General features: G+C 38.5%; 22 protein-coding genes and 1 pseudogene. 16 read left to right on the forward strand and 7 right to left on the reverse strand.

Annotation, left to right across the window (positions count from 1 at the left end; genetic code table 11):
• Window positions 1-147 precede the first annotated feature (147 nt).
• Entirely contained in the window at window positions 148-723 is a 576-nt protein-coding gene (locus AYW76_RS15570; RefSeq protein WP_067222738.1) for a hypothetical protein, read from the reverse strand.
• Between the two features lie 309 nt (window positions 724-1,032).
• Here AYW76_RS15570 and AYW76_RS15575 point away from each other — a divergent pair, with 309 nt between their 5' ends.
• The 7 genes from AYW76_RS15575 (at window position 1,033) to AYW76_RS15605 (ending at window position 9,942) form a co-directional block, all read left to right on the forward strand.
• A complete protein-coding gene (locus tag AYW76_RS15575; protein ID WP_067222742.1) occupies window positions 1,033-2,214 on the forward strand; it encodes a BaiN/RdsA family NAD(P)/FAD-dependent oxidoreductase in 1,182 nt (393 codons plus the stop codon).
• 576 nt (window positions 2,215-2,790) lie between these two features.
• Window positions 2,791-4,005 carry a hypothetical protein gene (locus AYW76_RS15580; RefSeq protein WP_067222744.1) on the forward strand — a complete coding sequence of 405 codons (1,215 nt, stop codon included), beginning with the start codon at window positions 2,791-2,793 and terminating at the stop codon, window positions 4,003-4,005.
• Window positions 3,995-5,368, forward strand: coding sequence for a hypothetical protein (locus tag AYW76_RS15585; RefSeq protein WP_067222747.1), 1,374 nt, complete (start codon window positions 3,995-3,997; stop codon window positions 5,366-5,368). Before AYW76_RS15580 ends, AYW76_RS15585 begins: the two co-directional genes overlap by 11 nt.
• A gap of 297 nt (window positions 5,369-5,665) precedes the next feature.
• Window positions 5,666-6,247: an AAA family ATPase gene (locus AYW76_RS15590; RefSeq protein ID WP_067222751.1), complete on the forward strand. Its 582-nt coding sequence runs from the start codon at window positions 5,666-5,668 to the stop codon at window positions 6,245-6,247.
• 40 nt (window positions 6,248-6,287) lie between these two features.
• Entirely contained in the window at window positions 6,288-6,497 is a 210-nt protein-coding gene (locus AYW76_RS19230) for a hypothetical protein (protein WP_067222754.1), read from the forward strand.
• Window positions 6,497-7,591, forward strand: coding sequence for a hypothetical protein (locus tag AYW76_RS15600; RefSeq protein ID WP_067222758.1), 1,095 nt, complete (start codon window positions 6,497-6,499; stop codon window positions 7,589-7,591). Before AYW76_RS19230 ends, AYW76_RS15600 begins: the two co-directional genes overlap by 1 nt.
• A gap of 110 nt (window positions 7,592-7,701) precedes the next feature.
• Window positions 7,702-9,942, forward strand: a complete 2,241-nt coding sequence (locus tag AYW76_RS15605) for an AAA family ATPase (RefSeq protein WP_067222762.1) — start codon at window positions 7,702-7,704, stop codon at window positions 9,940-9,942.
• A gap of 92 nt (window positions 9,943-10,034) precedes the next feature.
• Here the strand turns inward: AYW76_RS15605 and AYW76_RS15610 are convergent, their stop codons facing one another.
• From AYW76_RS15610 to AYW76_RS15625, 4 genes are all read right to left on the reverse strand, one after another.
• On the reverse strand, window positions 10,035-11,216 hold the full coding sequence (locus AYW76_RS15610) for a P-loop NTPase family protein (RefSeq protein WP_082866262.1): 1,182 nt from the start codon (window positions 11,214-11,216) through the stop codon (window positions 10,035-10,037).
• 1 nt (window position 11,217) lies between these two features.
• Window positions 11,218-11,523: a hypothetical protein gene (locus AYW76_RS15615; RefSeq protein WP_067222765.1), complete on the reverse strand. Its 306-nt coding sequence runs from the start codon at window positions 11,521-11,523 to the stop codon at window positions 11,218-11,220.
• 146 nt (window positions 11,524-11,669) lie between these two features.
• Window positions 11,670-12,359, reverse strand: coding sequence for an HNH endonuclease family protein (locus tag AYW76_RS15620; RefSeq protein WP_067222767.1), 690 nt, complete (start codon window positions 12,357-12,359; stop codon window positions 11,670-11,672).
• Between the two features lie 113 nt (window positions 12,360-12,472).
• A complete protein-coding gene (locus tag AYW76_RS15625; protein WP_067222770.1) occupies window positions 12,473-12,652 on the reverse strand; it encodes a hypothetical protein in 180 nt (59 codons plus the stop codon).
• A gap of 166 nt (window positions 12,653-12,818) precedes the next feature.
• On the opposite strand from AYW76_RS15625, the gene AYW76_RS15630 reads away from it, so the two are divergent.
• Window positions 12,819-13,022 carry a hypothetical protein gene (locus tag AYW76_RS15630; protein ID WP_067222772.1) on the forward strand — a complete coding sequence of 68 codons (204 nt, stop codon included), beginning with the start codon at window positions 12,819-12,821 and terminating at the stop codon, window positions 13,020-13,022.
• Window positions 13,023-13,770: 748 nt separating this feature from the next.
• Window positions 13,771-14,067: an HNH endonuclease family protein gene (locus tag AYW76_RS15635; RefSeq protein WP_067222775.1), complete on the forward strand. Its 297-nt coding sequence runs from the start codon at window positions 13,771-13,773 to the stop codon at window positions 14,065-14,067.
• 7 nt (window positions 14,068-14,074) lie between these two features.
• On the opposite strand, the pseudogene AYW76_RS19410 reads toward AYW76_RS15635, so the two are convergent.
• Window positions 14,075-14,228 (reverse strand): annotated as a pseudogene (locus AYW76_RS19410) (IS5/IS1182 family transposase); the annotation flags it as partial.
• A gap of 556 nt (window positions 14,229-14,784) precedes the next feature.
• Between AYW76_RS19410 and AYW76_RS15640 the strand changes: the two are divergent.
• The 7 genes from AYW76_RS15640 to AYW76_RS15670 all read left to right on the forward strand — a co-directional run bounded on the left by AYW76_RS15640 (window position 14,785) and on the right by AYW76_RS15670 (window position 22,744).
• Window positions 14,785-15,609 carry a TnsA endonuclease N-terminal domain-containing protein gene (locus AYW76_RS15640; protein WP_082866263.1) on the forward strand — a complete coding sequence of 275 codons (825 nt, stop codon included), beginning with the start codon at window positions 14,785-14,787 and terminating at the stop codon, window positions 15,607-15,609.
• On the forward strand, window positions 15,606-17,861 hold the full coding sequence (locus AYW76_RS15645; protein WP_067222782.1) for a Mu transposase C-terminal domain-containing protein: 2,256 nt from the start codon (window positions 15,606-15,608) through the stop codon (window positions 17,859-17,861). Before AYW76_RS15640 ends, AYW76_RS15645 begins: the two co-directional genes overlap by 4 nt.
• 2 nt (window positions 17,862-17,863) lie before the next feature.
• Entirely contained in the window at window positions 17,864-19,288 is a 1,425-nt protein-coding gene (locus tag AYW76_RS15650) for an ATP-binding protein (RefSeq protein WP_067222786.1), read from the forward strand.
• A gap of 1 nt (window position 19,289) precedes the next feature.
• Window positions 19,290-20,216, forward strand: coding sequence for a TniQ family protein (locus tag AYW76_RS15655; RefSeq protein WP_067222789.1), 927 nt, complete (start codon window positions 19,290-19,292; stop codon window positions 20,214-20,216).
• On the forward strand, window positions 20,191-21,777 hold the full coding sequence (locus AYW76_RS15660; protein WP_067222791.1) for a TnsD family Tn7-like transposition protein: 1,587 nt from the start codon (window positions 20,191-20,193) through the stop codon (window positions 21,775-21,777). The genes AYW76_RS15655 and AYW76_RS15660 overlap by 26 nt, the downstream gene beginning before the upstream one ends.
• Before the next feature lies 1 nt (window position 21,778).
• Complete coding sequence (locus tag AYW76_RS15665; protein WP_067222793.1) at window positions 21,779-22,057, forward strand: hypothetical protein; 279 nt, start codon at window positions 21,779-21,781, stop codon at window positions 22,055-22,057.
• Window positions 22,058-22,186: 129 nt separating this feature from the next.
• The gene (locus AYW76_RS15670) at window positions 22,187-22,744 is read left to right on the forward strand and encodes a hypothetical protein (protein ID WP_067222796.1); all 558 of its coding nucleotides are present in this window, start codon (window positions 22,187-22,189) and stop codon (window positions 22,742-22,744) included.
• A 623-nt stretch (window positions 22,745-23,367) separates the two neighbouring features.
• Here the strand turns inward: AYW76_RS15670 and AYW76_RS19145 are convergent.
• Window positions 23,368-23,523, reverse strand: a complete 156-nt coding sequence (locus AYW76_RS19145; protein ID WP_156489096.1) for a phage integrase N-terminal SAM-like domain-containing protein — start codon at window positions 23,521-23,523, stop codon at window positions 23,368-23,370.
• Between the last annotated feature and the right edge of the window lie 402 nt (window positions 23,524-23,925).

Here is a 23,925-nt window from a genome sequence, read left to right on the forward strand (position 1 = left end):
AAAATAATGTTGCATCAGCTTATTAGAAATGAAAATGATTATCAACGGTGCTTTCGTCTCTTTCTGGAAATAATTATGATCTAACGCATTAAATGCAAAAAAGAGTCAAATTTCAGCAGCGCTATACAGATGAAGCATTACAGCGTGTTACTCACAGGTTACACCGAATTGACTCAGTGATTCTGTGGATAACGGGTATTGACAACTGGCATCGCGAAAGTGATTACCTGTTTCCCAAGAGATCGACACACTTTGCGGTGAGCTTTGTTGATAACTTGGAATGAAGCGATAAGAAGCCAGTACTTCGATCTCACTGTGAGGCCCCAATTCAACAGAATGGCCAATTAAACGCTGGCGCGTTGCCGGGTCATATAATGTGTAATCAGTAGTGTACTCTCGATTGCCACTTTCATGTTCAAAATACAACCAAATTTTTCGGTAGGTTACCGATTCTCTGCTGGGGTTTTTCAACGTGAATTTTGTGAAAATTTGCTGAGGCATGGTCAAAGATTGGCTGGCTTTCATAAACCCCGTGTTAGCATCTTGGTTTTTCCAAGGGCTGCCAGCACCAAAAGAGATGGTCGTAAGTTCAATGTTGGCTTTTGCAACAGAGTTGCTTGCAAACGCTAGCAGATCTTTGGTTGGCGCATAAAGCCCAACAATGATGGCTGCGATTGCAAAACAAAAGGTTTTACCGCGTAAATAGTGGACTAAAGCGTTCATAGATTCACCTATACTGTATCAATATACAGTACTGTATATAAAATCAGTTAAAGGGCGCAAGGTTTTTCTTGACGAATTCTTGATCCTGCGTGGTTGTTGATGCAGAGCGAAGCACCCAAAGAAAATACTAAAAAACGCTTGCTTTAAAAAATACCGTTGATTTTTAAAGAAAAAAATGGAATTCCCACAGTGTTTTTCACGGTTTCTGTGGAAATAAACTGGAACGCCTTTTGCTTATCTACGTTGCACAGTGCAGGCATATTTTTTGTCGCTTATGTATAATGCCCGTCCACACAAATAGGGGTAATAATGGAACATTTCGACGTTGTCATCATCGGAGCCGGAGCATCAGGTTTGTTCTGCGCAGCGCAAGCAGGCTACCGTGGCCGTAAAGTTTTGGTGTTAGATCATGCCAATAAAGCCGGTAAAAAAATCCTCATGTCAGGGGGTGGTCGTTGCAATTTCACCAACTTAGACGCCGCCCCAAAACACTTTTTATCTGACAATCCATACTTTTGTATCTCTGCATTAAAGCGATACACCTCCTATGACTTTGTTGAATTAGTAGACAGACATGGGCTCGAATACGTCGAAAAAGCACCCGGACAATACTTTTGTGAGCATTCTGCGAAAGATTTGCTCAACATATTGCTAACCGAGTGCGAATGGTCCGGCTCAGAAATCCGCCTAGACACTAAAATCAACACAATTGATCAGCTAGAAAACGGCTTTAAATTGGCCACGAGTGGGGGACAAATTCAGTGTGAATCACTGGTTGTGGCTACCGGTGGTTTATCCATTCCAACACTTGGTGCAAGTGGTTTCGGTTATCAAATCGCTGAACAATTTGACCTCAAGGTTTTACCGCGCCGTGCCAGTCTCGTACCGATCACGATCCAGCCGACCATGAAAGAAAAGTTATCCACACTCTCTGGTATAAGTCTCGACATTGAAGCCACAGCGAATGGCGTGACCTTCAAAGAGCCGATGTTATTTACCCATCGTGGCATCAGTGGCCCCGCCATATTGCAGATCAGTAATTTCTGGCAGCCGGGTGATGAATTACAATTAAACCTCTTGCCAGACATGGATCCCGATGCCCACTTTAAAGCACTGCGCCAAGACAAACCGAAACGTGCGCTAGAAACCGAGCTCAACAGCTTATTACCAAAACGCTTTGTTGAAGTTATGAAACAAGACGTCCCTTGGATGACCAAGCCCATGGCCGAGTTATCCAATGAGCAATTGGCGCAAGTGATCGAATACTTAACGCACTTTGATGTGCAACCCAACGGCACCGAAGGCTACCGTACCGCCGAAGTGACACTGGGTGGCGTCGACACCAACGAAGTCAGCTCCAAAACCTTTGAATGCAACAATGTAAAAGGGTTATATCTAATAGGAGAGGTGCTCGACGTGACCGGCTGGCTAGGGGGATACAACTTCCAATTTGCATGGTCATCGGGCTTTGCAGCGGGGCAGTTTGTGTAATGGATTCAAACAATTAAACCGTATACTTTGTAATTAACCTTAAACTTTTGGCGAAAAAACTAGGAATTGCACCGTAAACTTTTCTAAGGCGAAAAATTACTAAAAAGCCTCAATCCCATACAGGGTAGGGGCTTTCGTGTTTTTGAAGCTAATTTTTTTAGAAACATGAAATTAGACCGTATAATTTTTATGGATGCACAGGTTTAGTGCATCGAAAGATACTGTCCTAAACTTTGCTTGTTTACACGTTCCTTACTCCAACCCCCTATGATACATTAAGTATACGATCATATAGAGTCGGTAATACAGGCAGCAGGGTGTATGCAAGCAGATTTTTTTATATGGATAGATAAGCTTGATCTTAAACTTCTATTAAGGATTCTATCCAATCAACACTATAAGTATTTAAATTTTATGAATTGTTAATTAATTTCTAATTTTAGGAAAATCAATCATAAATATTTAGGTCTAGATCTCGACTATACGATTATTAATTAAGTATCGATATATAACTTACAGTATTCTCACTTAGATCTATAAATTTCAAGGTCTATATTATATAAAAATGGAGTTAATGTGATAATAAGTATTCTTGACAGGAAGGACGAAGGTAGCGCTAGATGCTATTTAGTTAAAGTTAATTTAAATGATTATTTGGAGGAGCTTCCTGAGGATTATCAAGAATGGGATATACAGCGGGGAATTGTTACAAATAAATATCTTGATAGTATTCTTGATACCGTTATTAGAAAAAAACATATACCTCCTATGGTTCTGGTTGTTGATGAATCGCTTGAAAGCGATGAAGATTTTATTAAAATCAAAGAATATAGGATTCTTGATGGCCTTCAAAGAACATATCGATTAAAGACAATCCATAATAGTAATAGATTAATAAATGAACTTTATGAAAAAGGTTCAATTAATGATAGTTCTTCAATATCTTTAACAAGAAAGTTTAAAGATAGAATAGCTGAAACAAAATCATCTGCAACTATAGTACGAAAATTAATTGATCACTATAAAGGTAAACAGGTTCTTTCAAATAAAGAACTTTTTTCGTCATCTCAATGGTTTGAGGTTTGGTTTGATCTAGATAAAAATGAGCAGATAAGAAAGATGCTGTTACTTAATGCTGGTCATAAAAGTGTTAGTAATAAGCATCAAATAGAAATTATTTTTCATAATTATCTTCAAGAAGTAGTAAATGAACTTGATTCTAAATTTAAAGTTTTAAAAGAAAGAGATAAAAGTTCTGTTGCTTCGAGTAAAAATAGAAATGTAGGTGAATTTCATTTCTCTAATATTATAACGACTATGTTGTCTCTTATATATGCTAAGCCTGTAACGGTAAACGCTGATTTTTTAAGTGGTTTTCAAGAGTCTGATGACGGATATTATGAATTAGGGTTTAATGAAATTAAAGAGCTATGCAGTTTGCTACTTGAAATAGATTTGTCACTTCATGAATTTTACGGTAATAAATCTACGCAGTGGTTTGGTAGAGAAGTGGTTTTGAATGGTATGTTTGGTGCTATTGGTAAATATTCAGAGATTAATAAAATAAGTTTTTTAGACGCTCTAAAGAAATCTAAGGAAAAGATTGTTAGAGCCCCAGGTGCATTAAATATAGCTAATTTTGATGAAGGCAGAAAGTTACTATCATTGTCCAAGGTTAATGTTGGTCAGGTAACAAAAAAAGCTGTTTTTCAAGGCGTTCTTTCTGTGTTAGAAGGTAAAACTCTAGAAATTAATTGGAGTAACTTATTTGGAGGGCTTGATGACAAGTAACTCACAAGTCCTATATGGAAGAATTGTTTCCATTCTAGAGCAATTACTAGATGAAGAATTTGTCACGGAAGCCCTAGAGGAACTATCTGATAATGAACACGAAAACGAATTAACAGCGTTTGAAGTAATAGTTGATAAATTAGAAATTCATTTAAATAATATAAAAGAACATCAAGCAGAGGATACTGTTTATAAAGAAATGGAAGATCTGAAAGGGTGCGTTTCTTCAATTACTGGTATTGATATTGGTGTGGATTATCCTATCAATAAAAGTGAATCTTTAATTCTAATTGATTTTTTGTGTTATATATTCAGTAATATTGAAGAGATAGATTCAGATCTTGGTGAAATAAAATTTTATGAATTTGAAATTATAAATAATTTGCCTGATCAAATTGAAAGTTTCTTTCATCATGATTTAAGCGACCTTAATCGATCTATGATGTTTTTCTCTGTATCAGATTCAATTCCTAGTTTAGTGGAGAAAGGTTTAAATCCTATTTTAGCAACAGTAATTATTTCATTTTTTTCTTATGGGAATGGTTCAAATAAGAATCTGATAATGAAAAAATGCTCCGATGGGATGAGTAATGAAAAAGCTTTATCAATTTTGAAGCTTTATATGGTTTGTTCAGGTAGAAAGTTTCACTCTATCAGAGAAGTAGGTCAAAGAAATTTAAATCACTTCATAAGTAAAATAGATTTTCGTAATGATTACCAGCAGTTCAGCGAGAGTTTAATTGTACTTAGTGAATATAATAGTAGAAAAGAAATTCTAAACAAATATATAAGTCTTTACCATCTGGTTGAAAACTTTATGTTTAAATACCCTCTAGTAAAATTAAATAGAGATAGAGGAGGTCAGATGTTTTCAATACGTGATTTTAAAGATATGTATAGTAAAATTGATACGTCTGAGCTTCAATCACTTGAGAATTTTTTAAAAGTTGCACTTGATACGCCAAGTGGAACATCTACTCTTTATAATGATGTTTATGATAGATTTTTAAATTTAACATCTACAGGTTCAATGACTGAGAGTGATGTAAATAGTGTATTTAGTAAGTTTAATATCTCTACTAAAAAGAAAGTATATGAAGTCTCAGATTTTGCTAATTCAAACCAAAATACTAAAACTGAATTTTTAAAGATGACTGCTAAGTTAATATATGTTTTTAGAAACTCGATTGTGCATAATAAAGAAACAGAGTTTCATTTGTCCCATGAAACACTAAGTGATAGAGTTTGTGAATTCATGGAGAATTATCTGCTTCCAATGATGGAGGATGTTCTCTATAGTCTTCTTGTTGAACATAATGGTGTTGTTTGGTATAAACACCAAAACATTAGGCTTTTTGCATAGCGCTCACAATATCTAGATTTAGTATTTTAATTGAATAAATGTAAACTATGTATTTATAATTAGATCTTGTAACTCTACTAAAAAGGTTTAATACATCTTTATAGTAGAGTTATCCCGAAACTTTTTTCGTTACTCAGTAGAGGGGATTGTCAGCAGTCATTTGAGCTAGCTCCGTATTTAATTCGTGGCGCTATTTTGTCTCAAACAACATACAAATACCCTAAAAGGATAAGCTTTCAGTTCGACTTTCGAAGAGGCGTAACAGAAGAGGATTCGATTAGAGATGTAAGGTTGTTAATGCGTATTGCTGGAGATAATAGTTTTACTCCTATTGGAAGACCTGCAACAGATAAACAGTTCGAAATTTATGGTTTTGAATATCTATCTGGCATCATTACTCTTGACTTAACAAATGCAGAGGTAGCCTCAAGCTTAAGAGAAGCTAACTATAATGATCCTATGGCATTATTTAATAGACTCTATAAGCTACAACAGCTTGGGGTGAAAAATTGGCAATATTCCTCAAGGGTACAGTTGTTAAAGGATAATTTTTATGGGACGATTAAAAAGCCGTTAAAGACAAGATTACCTTTATCAATAACTGAGCTTATATTGTCAGATGGCAGTGGAAAGAGTGTATGCCTGGATGACCTTTCTGATGGAGAGGCTCAATTAATAGAGATTCTCGCTACCGCAAAAATATTCAGTTCAAAGCAGACTTTATTCTTATTTGACGAGCCTGAGACGCACCTTAATCCATCATGGCGAACACACTTCTATTCTTTCGTCGAAAGTGCTGTAGGTGTTAGCAATGAAAAATCTCAATTACTTATTTCTACACACTCTCCTTTTATGATCTCATCGCTTGAAGCGAAATAATGTCTTTCAGTTTATTAGAGATGGAGATGGCCGAATCGAGATGGAAGTGGTACAGAGTGAAACCTACGGTGCTTCTTTTGATGTCTTAATTAAAGACCTATTTGATCTGCGCTCGCTAATTTCGCAAAGTGTAATCGATGAAATTCGTGAACAGTTAAAACATGGGGATGATCATTCCAGAGAATGGATTGAAGCAAACCTTGGTCTTTCAGCCGAAAAAGCATATTTAATAAGGAAATTAAGTCGGTAATGTTATTTCGTTTAGCTGCTAATACGCCTAGGTTTGAAGTGTTTAGGCTACTTAATGAAGAGCTTTTATATTTTTTGGAGCAATCTGTTGCATCTGATACGTTTGATCGAGCACTTTTTACACATGAGAATATTGGGGATGCTTGCTGGGATAACGTTCCGACTCGTGAGAAATATGAAGGGCTTTTCAATGCTTTACAAGCGGATGCTAATGATACAAAACTGCAATTATTTGAGGTGATGACAAGTAATCAAGATCTTGAATTATTCTTTGAAAATCCGCAAAGAAACCTGTTTGACTTTATGAGTCAACCTTGTCAGGAAAAACTTAAATCATTGTGTACCCATCTATATTGTTCAACCAAAGATTTAGCTCCTTTTATCAGAGCATCCGCTGGCCTCAATATTACAGGTCATTTTAATGCTTACCGTGCTCTGAATGTAAATGGCAATATTTGTAAAGCGTGCGGAATGAAAGAGCTAGCAACTTTCAGAGCAGGAGTACCAGAAGGCGATCAATGGCGAGCAGATTACGATCATCAGCTATGCAAATCTAAATACCCAATATTTGCAGTCCATCCAGATAATCTCGTACCTTTGTGTGATGTATGTAATCAAGATGCCAAAAAGGCAAAAGATCTTTTTAAGCATAGTAATGGCACAGAACGCTTAGCCTTTTATCCCTATGTTGAGGAAGCTAAGGGTTATATAGACATTGAAATCGGTAACCTTCGTGACCCTGAGCCGATCATAAAGGTGAATTGGAACACACAGGATGACTCAATATTAGGCAAGCTCGATACATGGGATGAGATCTACGAGATTCGCAGCCGTGTTGAAGGTCAATTTCGCTCTTTAGAAGCTATTATAGAGGATGAAATATGCCCAAGAGATTCTGCTCATCTGGCAAGTAGAATAAGTGATGAAGCTCGCCCTCCCACTATTGGTACGCTAAAACGAAAAGAATGGGTATTTTGGTATCAAAAATTATTTTGTGCACTAGAACAGATTGATTTTTCACCGTTCATCGAAAAATGGAACTTTGTAAAAGAGCAAGGAGAAGAAGGTGGTGAATTTATCTTATCTGGTGCTTAGAGAAGTCTGGTCAATTCAGTATTGGGGAAAAGGCTGAGTTGTCTACTGAAACCCCTGTACTTGAATCATTAAGTCAAAAAGCCTTCCAAGGACAACTCTAAGGAAAGAGTATGATTAACGAAATCCAAATTAATCCACCAGTAGCGACCTATTACAGTTTCGCAAGTCTCAATGACCTCCGCCGAATTAACTATATCTTTGGCGCGAATGGTACGGGCAAAACGACCATTAGTCGGGTGATTGCCGGTGAACAAGGATACGAACAATGCCAACTAGTGTGGCAAGGAGGTAGTGAGCTTGAACGCGTGGTGTACAACCGAGATTTTGTTGATCGCAATTTTAACCAAGATGGCCCTTTGCAAGGTGTTTTTACATTAGGTGAGAATCAGGTCGAGGCTGAACGCGAAATTGCTCGTTTACGTCCAGAAATTGATAAAGTGAATGGCAAAATTTCAAGCCTTAATGTTCAATTGGATGGAGAAGATGGTCAATCAGGAAAACGACAGGAGCTTTCGGATTTAGAACCTGTATTAAGGGATAAATGCTGGAAGCAGAAACAGCTCCACGATGACTATTTTCAAGCTGCATTTACTGGTGTTCGCAATAGTGCTGAGAGGTTTAAAGAAAAAGTACTGGAAGAACAGTTATCCAACACAGCGGCGCTTCTGCCTCTAGAAGAATTAAAAGAAAAAGCTCAAACTGTTTTCGCAAAAAATCTTGATCGAGTCGAACCGATTCAAGCGTTCTCCGCAAATGAGCTTGTTGCCGCTGAAGGAAATACGCTATTACAAAAAGTGATTGTCGGTAATCCAGATGTGGATATTGCTGCACTTATCAATCGCCTTGGAAATAGCGACTGGGTCAAGCAGGGGCGTCAATATCATGAGCAAGAACCTGACATCTGCCCTTTCTGTCAACAGTCAACAGACAAAAAATTTGCGGATGACCTCATAGAATTTTTTAGCGAAGCTTATGACAATGACGTTCAAGCTTTAAGAGAGCTACAAGTAAGCTACGGGAAAGCAAGCGAAAGTTTGTTGGCTACAATTCAGCGCTGTATAGACACTCGTAATCCTTTTTTACATATGGATTTGTTTAACGCAGAAGCTCAAGCTCTAGCAGAAAGATTGAAAAGTAATCAGATAATATTAACTAAGAAAGTTGATGAGCCTAGTAGGAAATTCGAACTGGAGTTGATAGGCCCTTTGGTAACTCAGTTGCAGTCCTTATTAGCTGAGGCAAATGAAGCAACCAAAGAACATAACCAGACCGTAGCAAATATTGCGACTGAAAAGCGGATATTGACAGATAATGTTTGGTGTTACGTGTTGAATGAGTTGGCAGTTGATTTGCAGCAGTATCAGAAAAATAAGAGTCGTTTGAAAAGTGTCATTCAGGGTATGAAGAAAAGCCTACAAGACAAGGGTGTTCAGCTTCATGAATTTAAAAACCAAGTTAAAGAACTTGAAAGGCAAACAACTTCCATTCAGCCAACCATTGCCGCTATTAACGATTTACTTCAGAAGTTTGGTTTTACTTCCTTCTCAATTGGGAGAACGGATGACGGCCGCTACTATCGGATAATCCGTACTAACGGAGAGGATGCAAGCCGTTCGCTGAGCGAAGGTGAAAAAACCTTTATTACGTTTTTGTACTTCTATTACCTAATCAAAGGCGCTCAATCTCCCGCAGGTATTACAACCAATCGGATCGTTGTGTTTGATGACCCCATATCATCGTTAGACAGCGACATTCTTTACATTGTCAGTAGCCTTATTAAAAGTGTGATGGAAGAAACAAGAAGCCAAAGTTCTCAAATCAAGCAAGTATTTGTATTGACGCATAATGTCTATTTCCATAAGGAAATAAGTTTTAATAGAACTAGGTCGCCTGACAATACGCTAAGTGAAGAATCTTTCTGGTTAGTTAAGAAACAACAGAATGGTTCGGCTGTAGTACGTTGCTCTCAGAATCCTATTCGCTCAGCTTATGAGTTGTTATGGGATGATGTTCAGTCAGTCAATATTTCAAGTATCAACCTTCAAAATACATTGCGTCGTATATTGGAAAACTACTTCACTATGTGGGGAGGAATGGGTAAAGAGGAAATTTGTGCTCATTTTGATGGTCGAGAAAAGTTGATTTGTCAGTCCCTTTTTTCTTGGGTAAATGATGGCTCTCACTCAATACATGACGATCTTTATATTAATCATGGAGATCAAACAAACGAGGCATATCTTAGAGTTTTCCGTAGTGTATTTGAAAAAGCAGGCCAGATTGGTCATTACAATATGATGACAGGAGGAGGGTCAGAAGAGTTGGCAGTTCTTCCTACCTTACCAATTACATAATGCTAACAATCATCAACTCGCTACCTTTATATCTTGAGATGGACCATTTACAATGAATGACTCTATATGAGCTTTAATCTCACAAGAACTCTCTAATCAGTTTCATGGATTGGGAGTTTCAAAGACTCACAGAGACGAGCAAAAGCTGGGCAGCTAATAAGCACCCTTTGTAGCCTTTCTATTTCATCACTGTAGCGTTGTATTTGCTGATCTATTGAATTACACGTCTCAAATAAATCACTTAAGTTTGCCGTAATAATAAGAGGATGCCATGGATTAAATTTCGCCCTAAGGCTTCTGTCATGCACTGTCCACAATTGAGCTATTTCGTCATTAGACTCAAGCTCATTAACTAAATCTTTATAAATAGAAGAGGTCTTCGAAATGCTATGAAGTGCTTTATCAAAGGAAAAGATGAGGCAAGCAACAGGCCCCTTTTCGAGCAAGTCATCAGCTATAAGATCCCAGCCTTCCAACAAGAATCCTGAAAAGATACCTGGCCGCCATGCTAGTTTGTCATTACCTAAATGTTGAGAAATATAGAAGCCAACACGTCCTTCTTTCTTACGTAGGCTAGTTTGCTTTTTAAACCCTAAACTGTCTTCTAAAGGCCACTTCTCATTAGTGACTTCCTGACAGATATTGAGTAACTGCTCATCTATTTTTTTTGCGGCTTTGTAGTAATGCAAAGAGAGTGGATCTATCGGTGTAATATTAAGCAGACCGTTACCTTCAAGTAATGCAATAAATTCATCGCGCAACCAAGCCGCTTTTTCTGATTCACCTTTTAACTGTCGCAGGCTCTCCGCGATATCATACCAGCAAAGTGCAACATCAGGATCTTGGCGGTGCTGTGTTGACCTAGCTGTAATCAAAACCAACTCATAACGAGGAAAGTGTGTTTCGGCGTATTCTCGATAGTTATTAAGCTGGTTGTGATGAAGTTCAGACCAAACCTTATGCTCAAAAATCAGTGTCCAAGCATTCGCGTTGTCCTGCCAAACCATGTCAGGGTATTTACCATTGAAATTCATCTGAGTAGATATATCGAAGTCATCAGATGAGTTTGATCGATCAATGTCCTGCTTACTGCCTTTTGAGCGAACTAATTTTAAGATAGCATTTCGAGCTTCTTCGTCGTTTTTCAAAAGCCAAGCAAATGCTTCGGTGACAAAGTTTTCAATCGGTGAGGTTTTATCGCTAGCAGCGTATTTACTAACGTTTAGCAGCAGGCTTTCATACATATTTAAAGTCCCTTTTTGTTGTTTAATCAAACTACTTGTTCCAAGTACTCTTAATCAGTTTGCCTGTCTGGTTATAAATTCCAACTTGCTCAATATACTGATGAAAGTCTCTGTTTTCAGTCACAATGCGATTTGCATACTGCCAGTCAACATTGCTGCGTTCTTGGGCAGGGATCGAGATCTGGCTATCAAATAGTGATTCTGTATTGAGCAATAACACACCAATTCCGTGAAGGCTACAAAGCATTTTCAGTTCGTTCTCAACCTCTATATCTAAGCCTGCTTCAATGCTTTTTGTTCCGAAAATACGTCCAAGTAGGTTTGTATTCAATTCCATGAAGAGTATCTATTCAAGTTAAGTAAGATGGTAGAAATTTACCTCAATAGCTTGTTTTTTTTATTAGGTTGAAATCAGCAAATTCAGTTATTTAGCAAAACGTCAGGTTCACACAATTGTATTTACAAGGTACATGCTTCTGTTCATTACCTTTCAAGGTCATACTTCGTTAATATACGCATAAACCTTGCTTTGTACTGATCTTGGTTCTTAGGTGGGAGCCACTTATCTAACCCTTTAGCTCCTTTCTGTCGATTCAGTGACGCTTCAACGGCTACTAGATTGATTGGATCGTTAGCAAATTGCTCTCGTTTGGATTTACTCCAAGATTTCGCTCCATGCTCCCACGCCCATTTCAATGGCACTATATGGTCTATATCCACCTGTGAGGCATCAAAGATCAAATTTCCAGAGTACATTGAGATCCAGCGCCCAAAAGTGACTCGACATTGTTTGTCATCTGCGAATCGTACAGGGTTAGTAGACATCGAAATAAGTACTTCTTGTCGTGTATTTTGACAATCTCTGTCAGCATCGTCCCAGCCGCTACCAAATTGGCTTCGGCTGTATTTCGTCGTTTGGCCATCGCTGGCAATAGAAGAACGTGCTGGAGTGTGAGGCACATTTAGGGTTTGCCCTTTAGGCAATCTGCCACCACTTGCTAAACAAGCTTCGATAGTGTCATAGGCCTTAAAGTTTTTGGTTTTTGAGTAGTACTCAGTATTAGGGCGGTGACAGATAGAGGACTTGGATTTTTTGATAGGTTGATCTGCTAATGCAGGATGAGAAAGGCCTATTAGCAGTAAGGCTGACATCAACGTCTTCATGATTTGCATCTGTAAACTCAAAATTGTCGATAAGTGATGGTGAAAGAGTGTACTGATTTACCGTCGTTAAGTTAAGAGATCTAGGCCTAATAGCTTTTCAAGAGTGCCATTAGGCCTAATTGTTACTGAGATATTTGTAGGCTGTTACGTTTTGACTCGGACTGTTTTCCAATGGCGATCAATTGATCTTGTAGGCCCTCAATGTATTCAACTAATGCTGGTTGATCATCAGGTGGCGCTTCCGCTATATCTCGTATTTCAATTATCTTCAGAAGCTGAAGAAGTTCATCTAATCGATTCATCTGGTTCCTCCGTGAACACTTGTAATGAAGCTTCAGTCTAGAAACTAATCACTTAGTTTACTTTGACGTGGCTCAAGTGTTGGTGCGTAGGCTAGATATGTTATCGAATTTTAATTTTTGGAATTTATAGTGGTATTTCTATCACTACTCTTATTAAGGGAATTTTATGAAGAAAGGAAAGCAGTGCCCAGGTTGTGGAATGATCAATGTTCAAGGGGCGTACCAATGTGGTTCATGCGGTACAAACCTAGAGGAAATAAAAGCTGCGATCATGGGTGCTCAAGTCACGAAAGCCACTGTTGATAATGCTGTTAACACAAGAGAGTTAGTTGCATTAATGCATCGTCAAATGACCAAGGACGATGACTAACGCTGCATCTTAGGCTCTTGTGTTCGGTTTGAATTGCAAGAGCCATGCTCTTCCCAACTTTTCGCTATTCCTGCTGATTTTAAGCTAGATCCTTGTCGTTTTCTCATGCTTTGAAAGTCTTTGAATTGAAATCGCAATTACAAAAGGGTAATGATCAAAGTTGAAAAGATCTCTATAGAAGAAATAAACGCAATTAGGTGTGCAGCGATCTCGCTCAGTAAAAAACAACTTGAAAGCTGATAGATCGAGTCCAAATTATAGAAGATTTTTTGAGTGAGTTGATTTTAGGTTAAATCGTGACTATTTTTTGCTTAAAGTTGTGATTATAGCAATAAATGAGTAAATTGGTGTTTTTTAAATTTATTTACTGTACGTTTTTAAAAAAAGGTCCTAACTACATAATATTGAGAACAAAAATTTTTACTTGTCGAAGACGAGTAAAAAATTGACTTCTCAATATGCTTCTTAAAGACTTTTCACCAACAAGCTTAGCTTTTCATCTAGCATTACAGTCTTCTGTACCCCGAAGGGGCCAACTCAAAAAATATCAAGTTGATTTGATCTTTTGCAGCGTTTCTTAGTCATTTATGGAAGAGCAAAACAATTTTTTGATAGACACTTCAAATCAGATCGAAAATGAAAAATTAACTTTCCTGAGCAAATCACATGAAATCGTTAATATCCCGAAGGGGCCAAAGAAAAAAAATTTTGGAATCAATCAAGCTTAGAATAAAAAAAAAATAAGTTGATGGTTAATTTTGGTCGTTGGATCTCGATGTACTCAGGAGAGGTTATCTTTGATGCATCCAAGTTGGATATAGACCATGTTGTGCCTCTGAAATGGGCTTGGGAGCATGGCGCTATGTTTTGGAGCAAAGCTAAGCGTAAAGAGTTTGCAAATGCTCCTGTCAATCTCGTTGCTGTAGAAGCTTCATTGTACAGACAGAAAGGCGCTAAAGGTCTTGATGAATGGTTGCCCCCGAAGAATCAGGAGCAGTACAAAGCGCGTTTCCAAAGGGTGGCTTTGAAGTACGGCTTGAAGTAATTCATAGAATCTTCGCTCTGATACTAGCCTTTAAGTATTCCGCTCGGATCAGCTGCTTGTTGAGGCGAGGGTGCATTTTTCAATGCACGTATCTTACTAGGCATCTCAGCTACAAACCAATCGACTTTCTTATCTTTTGTTTCTGTGTGCTTTTCTAGGCCACTGCATAGCTGCTTTTAGGTAATCTCGTCGAGCGTGTTTGAATCGCCAGATCATTCATACAGTATCAGTTTTTCAAAAAGCGCCCCATAAACGTTGTAGTCATGAAGCAAGCTCATTAACGCGCCTACTTTTCGAGTCAATTTTCCGGAGAGCCAGCTTAAACAGGGGCTCAAGGGAAGGTGTTAAGGCTAATTTTAAAATTAAAATTGTAAAGAAATGTAAATAAAAGTGCATTCCCAAAGAGGTCTAATGTTATATGGTTAGGGAGTTTTTTATTTATTTTGTCATAAATTTATATGACAAATTTATTATGTAACTCAAAAAAATGCAAAATATATAAAAGTTTAAGTTATTGAATTTTAATGGTTATATAAAAAATTTAATTGAAAAAATTTATATTATTTAATATATGTGTTTGAGGTTTTTATATGGCTTTTTTAGCGTATAGTATCATGATGTTTTTGGGTTTTTGATTATATCTTTCTCTTGAAATATTCTTATCTATGTCTATCATTCTCAGTATTAATCCAGTTTATTGTTAAGGTTGAGACTAAGATGAGTATCTTGATAGATGAAAAACAGAAAAGGAGGTATGACATACATAGAAGATCATTTGAGAATATTGATCTTGATTATGTCCCATTTATAAGAACAACAGATTTTACTCGTTCATCCGGTAATCGTTCTAAAACACCGCATAAAGATGATCGTAATCGATTGATTCATACATTATCTATCAATGAAATTTGGGCTTACTTAAATATTATTAAACAACAACATGTAATGGATGTTTATGAACAATGGGCGCTTCCTATTGAATACACAATCGAAATTTGTTCTGAACTTGGAATAAACCATCCTAGGGCAAAGCGCAGCGCAAAATTGGGTTACGAGTCTTTTGATTTCTTAGTTAAATTGGACTCATCTAACGATCATAAAGACCTTCGTTATGGCTCTTGGCTGGCCATAGCCGTTAAGCCTACAAGTGAATTGCTGACAGATCGTGTTCAAGAAAAGCTGAAGTTACAAGAAGCTTTTGCACTGTTGAATGATATCGAATTCAAGGTTTTAGATAGTGATCAACTGCGCACAGTTTACAGCGAGACCCTGGAGGGGCTTTACGTACATCGCTGCTTGCAACCTTTTACCGAACGTGTATACCCCGAGTGGCTGAACACATTTCGCGGCGAGATTCTTTTTCATTCGGACATGCGTATGGGAGATATTCTGAAAAATGTAGCTTATTCAGTTGGAATTAAGCCGGATTTATCTCTTCACTTCTTCAAGCACGCACTTTGGTGCAACGATCTCAAGATGAACTGGGATGAGCGATTACGACTAGAGCGTACTGCTCAGAAGCTAGGAGTGAAAAGCTTATGAGTAATGTTCTAAGTTCACAGCTAGAGCAGAATGCTAAGCCGATTACGCTTTTAGCGCCGATAAAACTTTATGATTCATTCTTCTTAGCTGATGAACATGACACTGTATATGCTAGTCAGCGTGAACTAAAAGAGCCGATGATCGTTGTTCATATTAATGAAAAACGTGGTCATGCATTTCTCATGAACATCAGAGGAACACTCAAAAAGCCAATACGGGTTGAGATAGTTGATCTTATTGATGCAGTGGAGTCTTCAGAACTTCTGAAGGGTGAAACATTTCAATCGACTCAGTCTAAAACGCTTTTTGATCAATTGAGTGATAATCAAAAAGCAAAGGCATCTTTGAGATTTAAGATCATAGAGTCTTTAGTAAATGACTTAGATAACGTTTTATACAGATCGTATCGAGAAGGAGCTATCACAAAAGTTGCTAATGAAAACAATCTAACTAAAGCAACGATTTATCGCTATCTATGGGCATATTTATACTCTGGAAGAAAGTTTGCTGCGCTTGGATTTGGTGTCGGGGAGTACGCTAACTCTGTTCAATCAGGACGAGTTTTAACCAAACCACAAGGTCGGCCAAGTAAGCGATCAAAGGTGACTGGGATAGACACACGAAAGATCATTGACGCGACTGATATTGAAAACTTTAAGTTTGCTATCGCGCTGATGGAAAAAGGTGGTAAGGGGGCAGCGAGAACTTTCAAATCTGCTTATGATCGAATGCTTCCGAAAAAGTATGCGGAAAAAATAGTGCTACTAGATAATAGGCAAGCATCTATTTCAGGCAATGAAAAAGAGATTCATTTAAAGCCAGAAAACGAACGACCAAGTTTTTGGCAGTTTAAGTATTGGTTAGAACAGACCTATGGCGATGGATTAGTTGCATTAAGAAATAAGATTGTCCCACATTCAAAGCGGCATAGCGATCTTAATGGTCGTGTTGGTAATGCATATGTGAATGTAACTGGCCCTGGCCAACGATATGAAATTGATGAAACCCCTTTCGATGAAGAGATTTTGTCAGAGCTTATCCCCTGCTTATCACTAGGGAAGCCAACTTTATATGTCATCATCGATGTCTACAGCCGATATATAGTCGGTTTCTACCTAACGTTCGGTAACCCTTCAGTTTATGAAATGAGCAATGCTATTTATCAATGTCTGAGAGACCGTAAAGGTTGGCTAGAGTCGATTGGTTGTGCTGATTTTCTTTCAGACTGGATTCAGCTGGGGCCTCCTGAGACGATTGCTGTCGATAATGCTGAATTTAACAACACATTATCTGAGCCTATTTTGAACTCTCTTGGTGTTCGAGTGGATTTTGGGAAGCCAGGCTCAGGAAATGACAAACCTTTTGTTGAAAGTGTGTTCAATAAGCTAAAAGGAGCACTTCCACACCTTTCGCCAGGACATAGAGGTGAGAGCCAATCTCAACAAAGAAGTAATGAAGCGCGTAAACATGCACTTTTAACCAAAACTCAGCTTTATAGAGAGATTATGCGTGTATGCGTTCATCATAATACTAAAGCGATTAACGGGCACTTTCATCTAGAGAAAGAAGCCATTCTGGATGGTGTTAAGCGTACCCCTGCTGACATAGTGACTTGGTCGGTGAACAATATGAAGTCACGGATGCTTCCTCTTTTAGATGATCGAGAACTTCGATTAGCGCTCTTACCTCAAGGAGAAGTCTCAGTCCAACAGAAAGGAATATTTCTTAAGGGACAAAGCCAAAAACTTTTCTATAACTGCCCAGCTATTCGATTAATGGGGCTTCAAGACCGCCCGCATAAGGGTGCTTCACGTTCAAAAATTCTTTCATGTCGATATGATCCTAATGACATTAGTAGCATCTGGATTGACTGTAAAGGCGAGCAATATGAAGCCTTCATCGATCAGAAATACCATCGCTATGAGGGTATGAATCACATTGAAAGAGATGAACTTGATGCGCTACTTACTCTGAATGAAGAAGAGGCTCATCAAGAAGAAGCGAACTCGCAAGCTAGTTTGTACGCGAATGTGGAAGCTGTAATAAACCAATCAAAGCAGCAGTTAAAACAGTCAGCACGAATTAGCTCAACTGCTCAAAAAGTTAGAGAGAATCGAAAACTTGAAAATAGTTTGACTGACGCACCGCTTGAAAGAGAACCGAATGATACTTCTCTGTCCGACCAGGATAGTGGGGATAACAATAAAAATAACGACTCTACTAAGAAAACACCTTGGATGGATAGGAGATAATTATGAATAGAAATTTCGCTAATGCTGAGAATCAAGAAAATCGTACCGACTTGAAGAACCACTTACTTGATGTTTTGCCGCCTAAAATGACAGCTAAAGAATTCTATCAAAGCAATCACTACCCGATGCTCTATCTAAACTCTGAAGAGTTTGAAGATCGTTATGAATTGCTAGAAGAGTTGCTTGATTCTGTGGATCGATTTCGGTTTGTAAAAGAAGAGCATTACGACCTTTATGAAAAAATACACCTTTTAATTCGTAGGGGCTACAAGGGGTTAGCGCCCACACATCCAAAATATATTGATTACATGTATTCAATTGCGGCGGGTGAAAAAGTACCTTTCCCTTCAGGCAAAACAACTGCTGAGACTGCGGCACTGGTTGCATTCAGTGGGGTTGGCAAAACATCTTCTATCGAGCGTATTTTGAGCTCTTGTTTTGATCAAGTGATAAAGCATTCACAATCAGACTTTATTGACTTGCAAATTACTTACATTAAAGTGGATATGCATCATGACGGATCACGTTCAGAGCTATTAAAACGACTGCTTCAAGAGGTGGATAGGTTAGTGATCAACGCCGGTTATCCGTCTCCAGGGTATGCAAATTCAGTAACAAAAGCCAACGGAGAGAATGTAACGATTGCACGGATGGTCGAGACAGTAAGAACAGTCTTTGTTCGTCATCATGTCGGTTTGTTTGTCATTGATGAAGTTCAGGTTCTGAGTTCTACCACTGACCATGATCGCAAACACATGATTCAGTTGTTTGATGACCTTAGCAACAACTTGAAGATTCCTCACATCAAGGTAGGCACTACAGATTCGATATTATTGTTCTCAGATCGGATGCGACATCAGCGCCGCTTAGGTGAGATTATTGAGCTAGCTCGAATAACAGATCACGATGAAATGGAAGCATTCAATGAAGCGTTTTTTGTTGATATCGAGCGTTCAATAAAAGTGTCTTCTGTAGACGATGTCATCAACGAATTTTGGGTTCAAAGCGCTGGTATTCCATCCACTTTGTTAGATCTCTTTCGGACTTGCCTAAAAGAAATTGTTCCTAGAAACAAAACGCTAACACCTGAGCTCATCGGCACAATCATGAAAAAGCATTTCGGTAACCAAGTGCCAGCACTTCAAGAGCTTCGAGTGAAAGGTACAAGTCAAGTGATAGATTTCATGACCGTTGAGCAGATGTATAAATTCGAAAGCAAAACGTATATCAAGAGCTTAAAAGATGCGATCAAGAAGCAAAATCCCATGGGGGTGGCTGCACAAGCACACTTGGACAATATACAACGATTTGAAAACTCTCAACCACTAAGCAAAGCTGAAAAAGAGGCTCTGAAGCCGTTGAAAAAAGGTCTTCAAGAGGCTGTGCATAATCAATCGGGCTCTCAAACCATCGAAGGGGGGCAGTAAGATGATTCTTGAAACACTGCAACAGGATGAGCATGTATTCAGCGGACTAGTCCGATCAAAGCTACTGAGTGGCCAGAGGAATATGGGAGAGCGTCGTTGGTTCAAGCATTTGGAGTTAGCTAGAAAGAAATTGCATGCACAAGCTCCTTTTAGTGACCAATGCACTAAGATCCTTCAGCGATATAGAGCACATTATGATTCTAAATCGGAGTATGATTTTTGGCTAGAGCACACAACCACAGCACCTTGGGTGATCACTCTTGATCAAGAGGTCTCTTCGGCAAAGAGGCGTTTACGAGCAAGCGAGTTGACATCATTCGCGGGGCACCGAGGTTGGCGCTTTTGTGCAGAGTGCGCACAGGAAGAAAGAGAGACACTGGGGTTTTCATATTGGCATTCATCGCATCATTTTTTTGGCGCTATGATTTGCGCCAAGCACAAGACCCCTTTGTTTACGCATCAGAAGCTACATATGCATGACTATAGCTTACCACAGGAATGGCTCGGGAAAGCTGAAGAGATGGTCATTCAGTTTGAGTGGCAACTCCAGTGGCAGTCATTTATATATCAGCTTTGTGAAGCTTTTAAAGCCGATTTAACCCTGGCGACACGCATTAAGCAAAATGTTTTCGAGTTGCTCAAAATTGATCGAAAACTCACTCATCACTTTGATAAAGAACGAATAAACGCTCTTTTTAAAGGTATGCACCTAGATCTCGGAGAAAACTTCTTTGTTGAGATGATTGGGCGATACGCAAAGGGACATAAATACGTTTCTAACCCATTATGGCTCACACTATATGAGGAAAAATCGTTCCAAAGAGTGCGCTCACCAATTTACTGGTTAGTAACGATTTTTTGGCTGCGTGAAAAACTATCGACTCTCGATGGAGTGATTAATCATGAATGGCATTCCACCAAACATTAATCGCTTAGATTTTTACCCAGCTGAAACAGTGTTCAGCTGGGCTAGCCGTTATCATCTGAGATTCGGTAACGCTCAAATAAGAGATACGTATGAAGCACTCTTTTGTACAAGAAGAATACGAGTTCATCCTTTTCTACCGCATTCATTAATGAACATTGCAGGGGAAAGAAAGCTAGACGAAATCGTGAGGGAGCACACGTTATATCCGCTATTTGCCTACTTTGGATTTGATCCAACAGGGGACTACATTCGCTCAATGGCGGTAGAGTCAAAAAGAACCAATGCAAACCTGATCGCACACGCTGGATTGGGGGGCCTAGCAGGACATTATTTTTGCCCATTATGTGTTGATGAAGTACGACAAGTGACAGGTCTAAGAATCTATACGATTCATCCTCAATTTCCAGGTGTTGACTGTTGTCCGATTCATGGTATTCAACTTTTAGTAACTGAAAATTCAGATTTTGGTATAGATCGAAAGTTGAAGCTGCCCACCTATGATCTAAACAATGTAAAGGGCAGTGCAAGTAAGAATCGTATAGTTGCTTTTAAAGCTATGCAGCTCATAAACAACTTGGCTCACTCATCCTTCAATGAGCATGAAAAACATATCCAGTATTATCGCTCTATTCTTAAGCAACTAGGTCTTGTAACGCTCCATGATCAAGTGCGCGAATCTCAATTGCGCCAAGATATATCTAAATACTACGAAGATTTTAAGCCGCAAAAGGGGCTTGAAAAGGTTACGACATTCAAGTTTCTTGGGCCTCTGCTTCGAGAGAGTACGAACTTCACTCAACATCCGTTTCATCATCTTCTTTTACAGGTATGGCTTGATCATGTGATTTCGATTGATGATGGCCGTTTTTTAAAAGTTGAGGAAGACGCAAACAGAAAGAGAAACATCGATGATTTAGTACTTTCAATGCTAGTAGACGGATTCACTAAAGCTGAAATAAAAAAACAGCTCGCGTGCGGACATTCAGTCATAGAGAGAGTTGCAGCTCTTAATGGGATCAAAATTGATCGATTACCTTCTTCTCATCCCAAGTGGTACCAACAATTTTTAATCTTGGCGCTTTTAGGTCGGCACAGACAAAGCATTGCTGATTTTCTAAGTTTAAAACTTCATGTTGTAGAGACTGAAATTAGCAAGGTTCCAGGCTTGGCTGAATGGCGTCATAATTTGGCTAAGATGAGGCGGCTTGAGCGCTCTTTATATATGATCAAGCATGCGGTAGAGAATCATGCAGATTGGTCTCGGCAAAACATTAAGCAATTGTATAACAAGGAATTCTTCTACTTGTACAAATATGCTCCTGAACGACTTGAAGAGCTGCTACCGCCAAAAATGGCTTATCATACGCCAGTTCTGGATTGCTCAGAGGAAGATGAGCGTATTTATTTAGACATTCTGAAGATTGAAAACATTCAAGACATGTCAATTTCGAAAGTCAGCCACCTACTGTTAGGACACGGTAGGCTGCTGAAGCGGATGGAAAAACTTCCTAAATCAAAGCAATTACTGATTACCTTAGGGGTACTTAAAGAGGAACATTAGCATGTGGTTAGATCATGATGTTATTGTGCGTTTAGTTCCTGCCAGAGATGACTTCAAGTTCTACCCCTGCATTGAGATACCTGACCAATATGCTTTTACCTTTCTGGCGATGCTTCGCAAGCTCATTGAGCAACCATATCCCCTTGAGATTCTTCATATCAGCTTACATCCCGACACAAATATCCCCGAAACGCAGCTTATTTCAGGCTGTCCCAACGAAATATTGGGTCCGACTCTTGACCGCTTTGGCCATGAGCTTAGGAAATGCATTCATAATTAGCACTCTCTCTAATTCTACTAAAGGAGCTGTAGCACGTATTATAGATGTACCGTACAACAATGCATTACAATATAAAAGTCGAGGAATTCGGCGTAAGGTTGGGCATTAATTTGAGTACATGGAGTAAATATGAGTGAGTGGGATTTCTTGCATGATATGCATGACCGAGGTTATAGCGCCGATCAAATATTAGAAGCATCAGGCTGCGGTTATAATCTTTATGAGTTTGACCCCGAAAATTTTGGGTACTCTTCTGATGAGTGGGAAGTTATAGATAATGACTCCAGTGAATATGTGCCTGAAACGAACCCTGAATTAGAGGCGATTTTCGAGGAATTAGTACATGTTGCTGAAGCTCATTATAGTCTTACCAATCGTTATTTACAGATTTGGGGTGAGTTAGGTGAGTTATATGCTGAAATTGAGTATGGCATTCAGCGTCATAAACCATGCACTAAAGGCTCTGATGGAAAGCTAGGAAATGACTTTATCGAGATAAAAACAATATCTCCAGAGAAGACTACAGATGAGGTGAGGGTTAAACGTGCAGGGAATTTCAATAAGCTTCTAATAGTGAAAATATCTCAAGATTTTACGTTTCAAGCACAACTGATTGCGCGAAAAAGCCTAGCTGAAGGTGATGGTAAATATGCACGAGCTTCTTGGAATCAAGAGCAACAAAAGTGAAAAACGGCTTTTGGTAGATTAGTCCATAATTCTCTTTACCTAAACCAAAGGCGATTCCGAATCTCTGGCATCATTCGATTAAGACTAATCATTGCTCTGAGGGGATAGACCTATATGCCTGAATTTATACAGAGAATGATATTTTTCGGAGAAGTGCTAAGATAGATATGTGATGTCACTTTCGCGGTATGTGTGTGCCTAAGACATCATTGGTAGCTCTTGCTTGATAAGATGAAAGTGTAGCAACGCACTGTTTTTGTGCATATTTACGCTAAAAGTATAAGGTTAAATTACTTTTTCTGATTATTGGTTAAAAATAAGGCGTTAGTAAACTTTTTAGTAAAAGTATAAGGTTTAATTCCTTTTTCTAAAAATTTTTGTGTGCCAATTTACTGATCGAGAGGCCACAAAAAGTTTACGGTTTAATTCTCCGAATTCAGTAATTGTGGGTTCAATAAATTAAACTGTTAACTATTTAATTGCACCGTTAACTTTCTCCAGTTTCCATTAAATTAGACCGTTAACTTTTCAGCTCCAATTCTCCTCAAATCGCCTCAGTGCTTGATGCACTGGGGCTTTCAGTGTTTTTTTCTCAAAATCCCGCCAAAAATGGAATTGAAGTGTTAACTTTTGGTTTTGCACTGATACGGTGCGCCTGTCGAATGATGAAAGCGAATGAAATAACGAATCCGGTATAAGTAGGCTTTATCCGTTTTCATGCTGTAGCTACGTATACGCATATCGCTACGAAGATGATTAATAAAAGGGCTGGAAGACATCACACTCTCCTTGTGGATATTTTTATATAAACTGTATAAATATACAGTTTATTTTTGCCTTCACAAGTTGTTTGCCTGTTTTCATGATCTGAATGTGGTTCAGTTTCTCGATTTGTCATAGAAGCGTCAACGAAAATGTATTAAGATCAATAACTAACCAATATCGCAGCCAGAATAACGTGCTGTGGACAACTGATATAACGCGCATTCTCGATTTCATGTTTTGAATTGCTATGGGGTAAGCTAGGAAAATGTCTTTAAAACAGAGCATTAGAGTGTTTTTCCTGAGCTTTCCAGCACTGCGTAAACACGCATGCGCACTATTAAAATGTTGAACTAAGCCGCTTCGCGGGTCTTTTCTCAGTTTTCCCAATTCCCCCATTTAGAACCAAACTTAATCTT

It is taken from the genome of Marinomonas gallaica, from assembly GCF_001639745.1.
Taxonomy (GTDB): Bacteria; Pseudomonadota; Gammaproteobacteria; order Pseudomonadales; family Marinomonadaceae; genus Marinomonas; species Marinomonas gallaica.

Bases quoted from the DNA above. Each gene is read 5' to 3' on its own strand.
- AYW76_RS19230 (WP_067222754.1), top strand. From the start codon at position 6,288: ATGGAAGTGGTACAGAGTGAAACCTACGGTGCTTCTTTTGATGTCTTA.
- AYW76_RS15625 (WP_067222770.1), bottom strand. From the start codon at position 12,652: ATGAATCGATTAGATGAACTTCTTCAGCTTCTGAAGATAATTGAAATA.
- AYW76_RS15635 (WP_067222775.1), top strand. From the start codon at position 13,771: ATGGTTAATTTTGGTCGTTGGATCTCGATGTACTCAGGAGAGGTTATC.
- AYW76_RS19145 (WP_156489096.1), bottom strand. From the start codon at position 23,523: ATGTCTTCCAGCCCTTTTATTAATCATCTTCGTAGCGATATGCGTATA.
- AYW76_RS15620 (WP_067222767.1), bottom strand. From the start codon at position 12,359: ATGCAAATCATGAAGACGTTGATGTCAGCCTTACTGCTAATAGGCCTT.
- AYW76_RS15585 (WP_067222747.1), top strand. From the start codon at position 3,995: ATGACAAGTAACTCACAAGTCCTATATGGAAGAATTGTTTCCATTCTA.
- AYW76_RS15660 (WP_067222791.1), top strand. From the start codon at position 20,191: ATGAATGGCATTCCACCAAACATTAATCGCTTAGATTTTTACCCAGCT.
- AYW76_RS15570 (WP_067222738.1), bottom strand. From the start codon at position 723: ATGAACGCTTTAGTCCACTATTTACGCGGTAAAACCTTTTGTTTTGCA.
- AYW76_RS15590 (WP_067222751.1), top strand. From the start codon at position 5,666: ATGCGTATTGCTGGAGATAATAGTTTTACTCCTATTGGAAGACCTGCA.
- AYW76_RS15655 (WP_067222789.1), top strand. From the start codon at position 19,290: ATGATTCTTGAAACACTGCAACAGGATGAGCATGTATTCAGCGGACTA.
- AYW76_RS15605 (WP_067222762.1), top strand. From the start codon at position 7,702: ATGATTAACGAAATCCAAATTAATCCACCAGTAGCGACCTATTACAGT.
- AYW76_RS15640 (WP_082866263.1), top strand. From the start codon at position 14,785: ATGAGTATCTTGATAGATGAAAAACAGAAAAGGAGGTATGACATACAT.
- AYW76_RS15630 (WP_067222772.1), top strand. From the start codon at position 12,819: ATGAAGAAAGGAAAGCAGTGCCCAGGTTGTGGAATGATCAATGTTCAA.
- AYW76_RS15670 (WP_067222796.1), top strand. From the start codon at position 22,187: ATGAGTGAGTGGGATTTCTTGCATGATATGCATGACCGAGGTTATAGC.
- AYW76_RS15665 (WP_067222793.1), top strand. From the start codon at position 21,779: ATGTGGTTAGATCATGATGTTATTGTGCGTTTAGTTCCTGCCAGAGAT.
- AYW76_RS15575 (WP_067222742.1), top strand. From the start codon at position 1,033: ATGGAACATTTCGACGTTGTCATCATCGGAGCCGGAGCATCAGGTTTG.
- AYW76_RS15600 (WP_067222758.1), top strand. From the start codon at position 6,497: ATGTTATTTCGTTTAGCTGCTAATACGCCTAGGTTTGAAGTGTTTAGG.
- AYW76_RS15645 (WP_067222782.1), top strand. From the start codon at position 15,606: ATGAGTAATGTTCTAAGTTCACAGCTAGAGCAGAATGCTAAGCCGATT.
- AYW76_RS15615 (WP_067222765.1), bottom strand. From the start codon at position 11,523: ATGGAATTGAATACAAACCTACTTGGACGTATTTTCGGAACAAAAAGC.
- AYW76_RS15650 (WP_067222786.1), top strand. From the start codon at position 17,864: ATGAATAGAAATTTCGCTAATGCTGAGAATCAAGAAAATCGTACCGAC.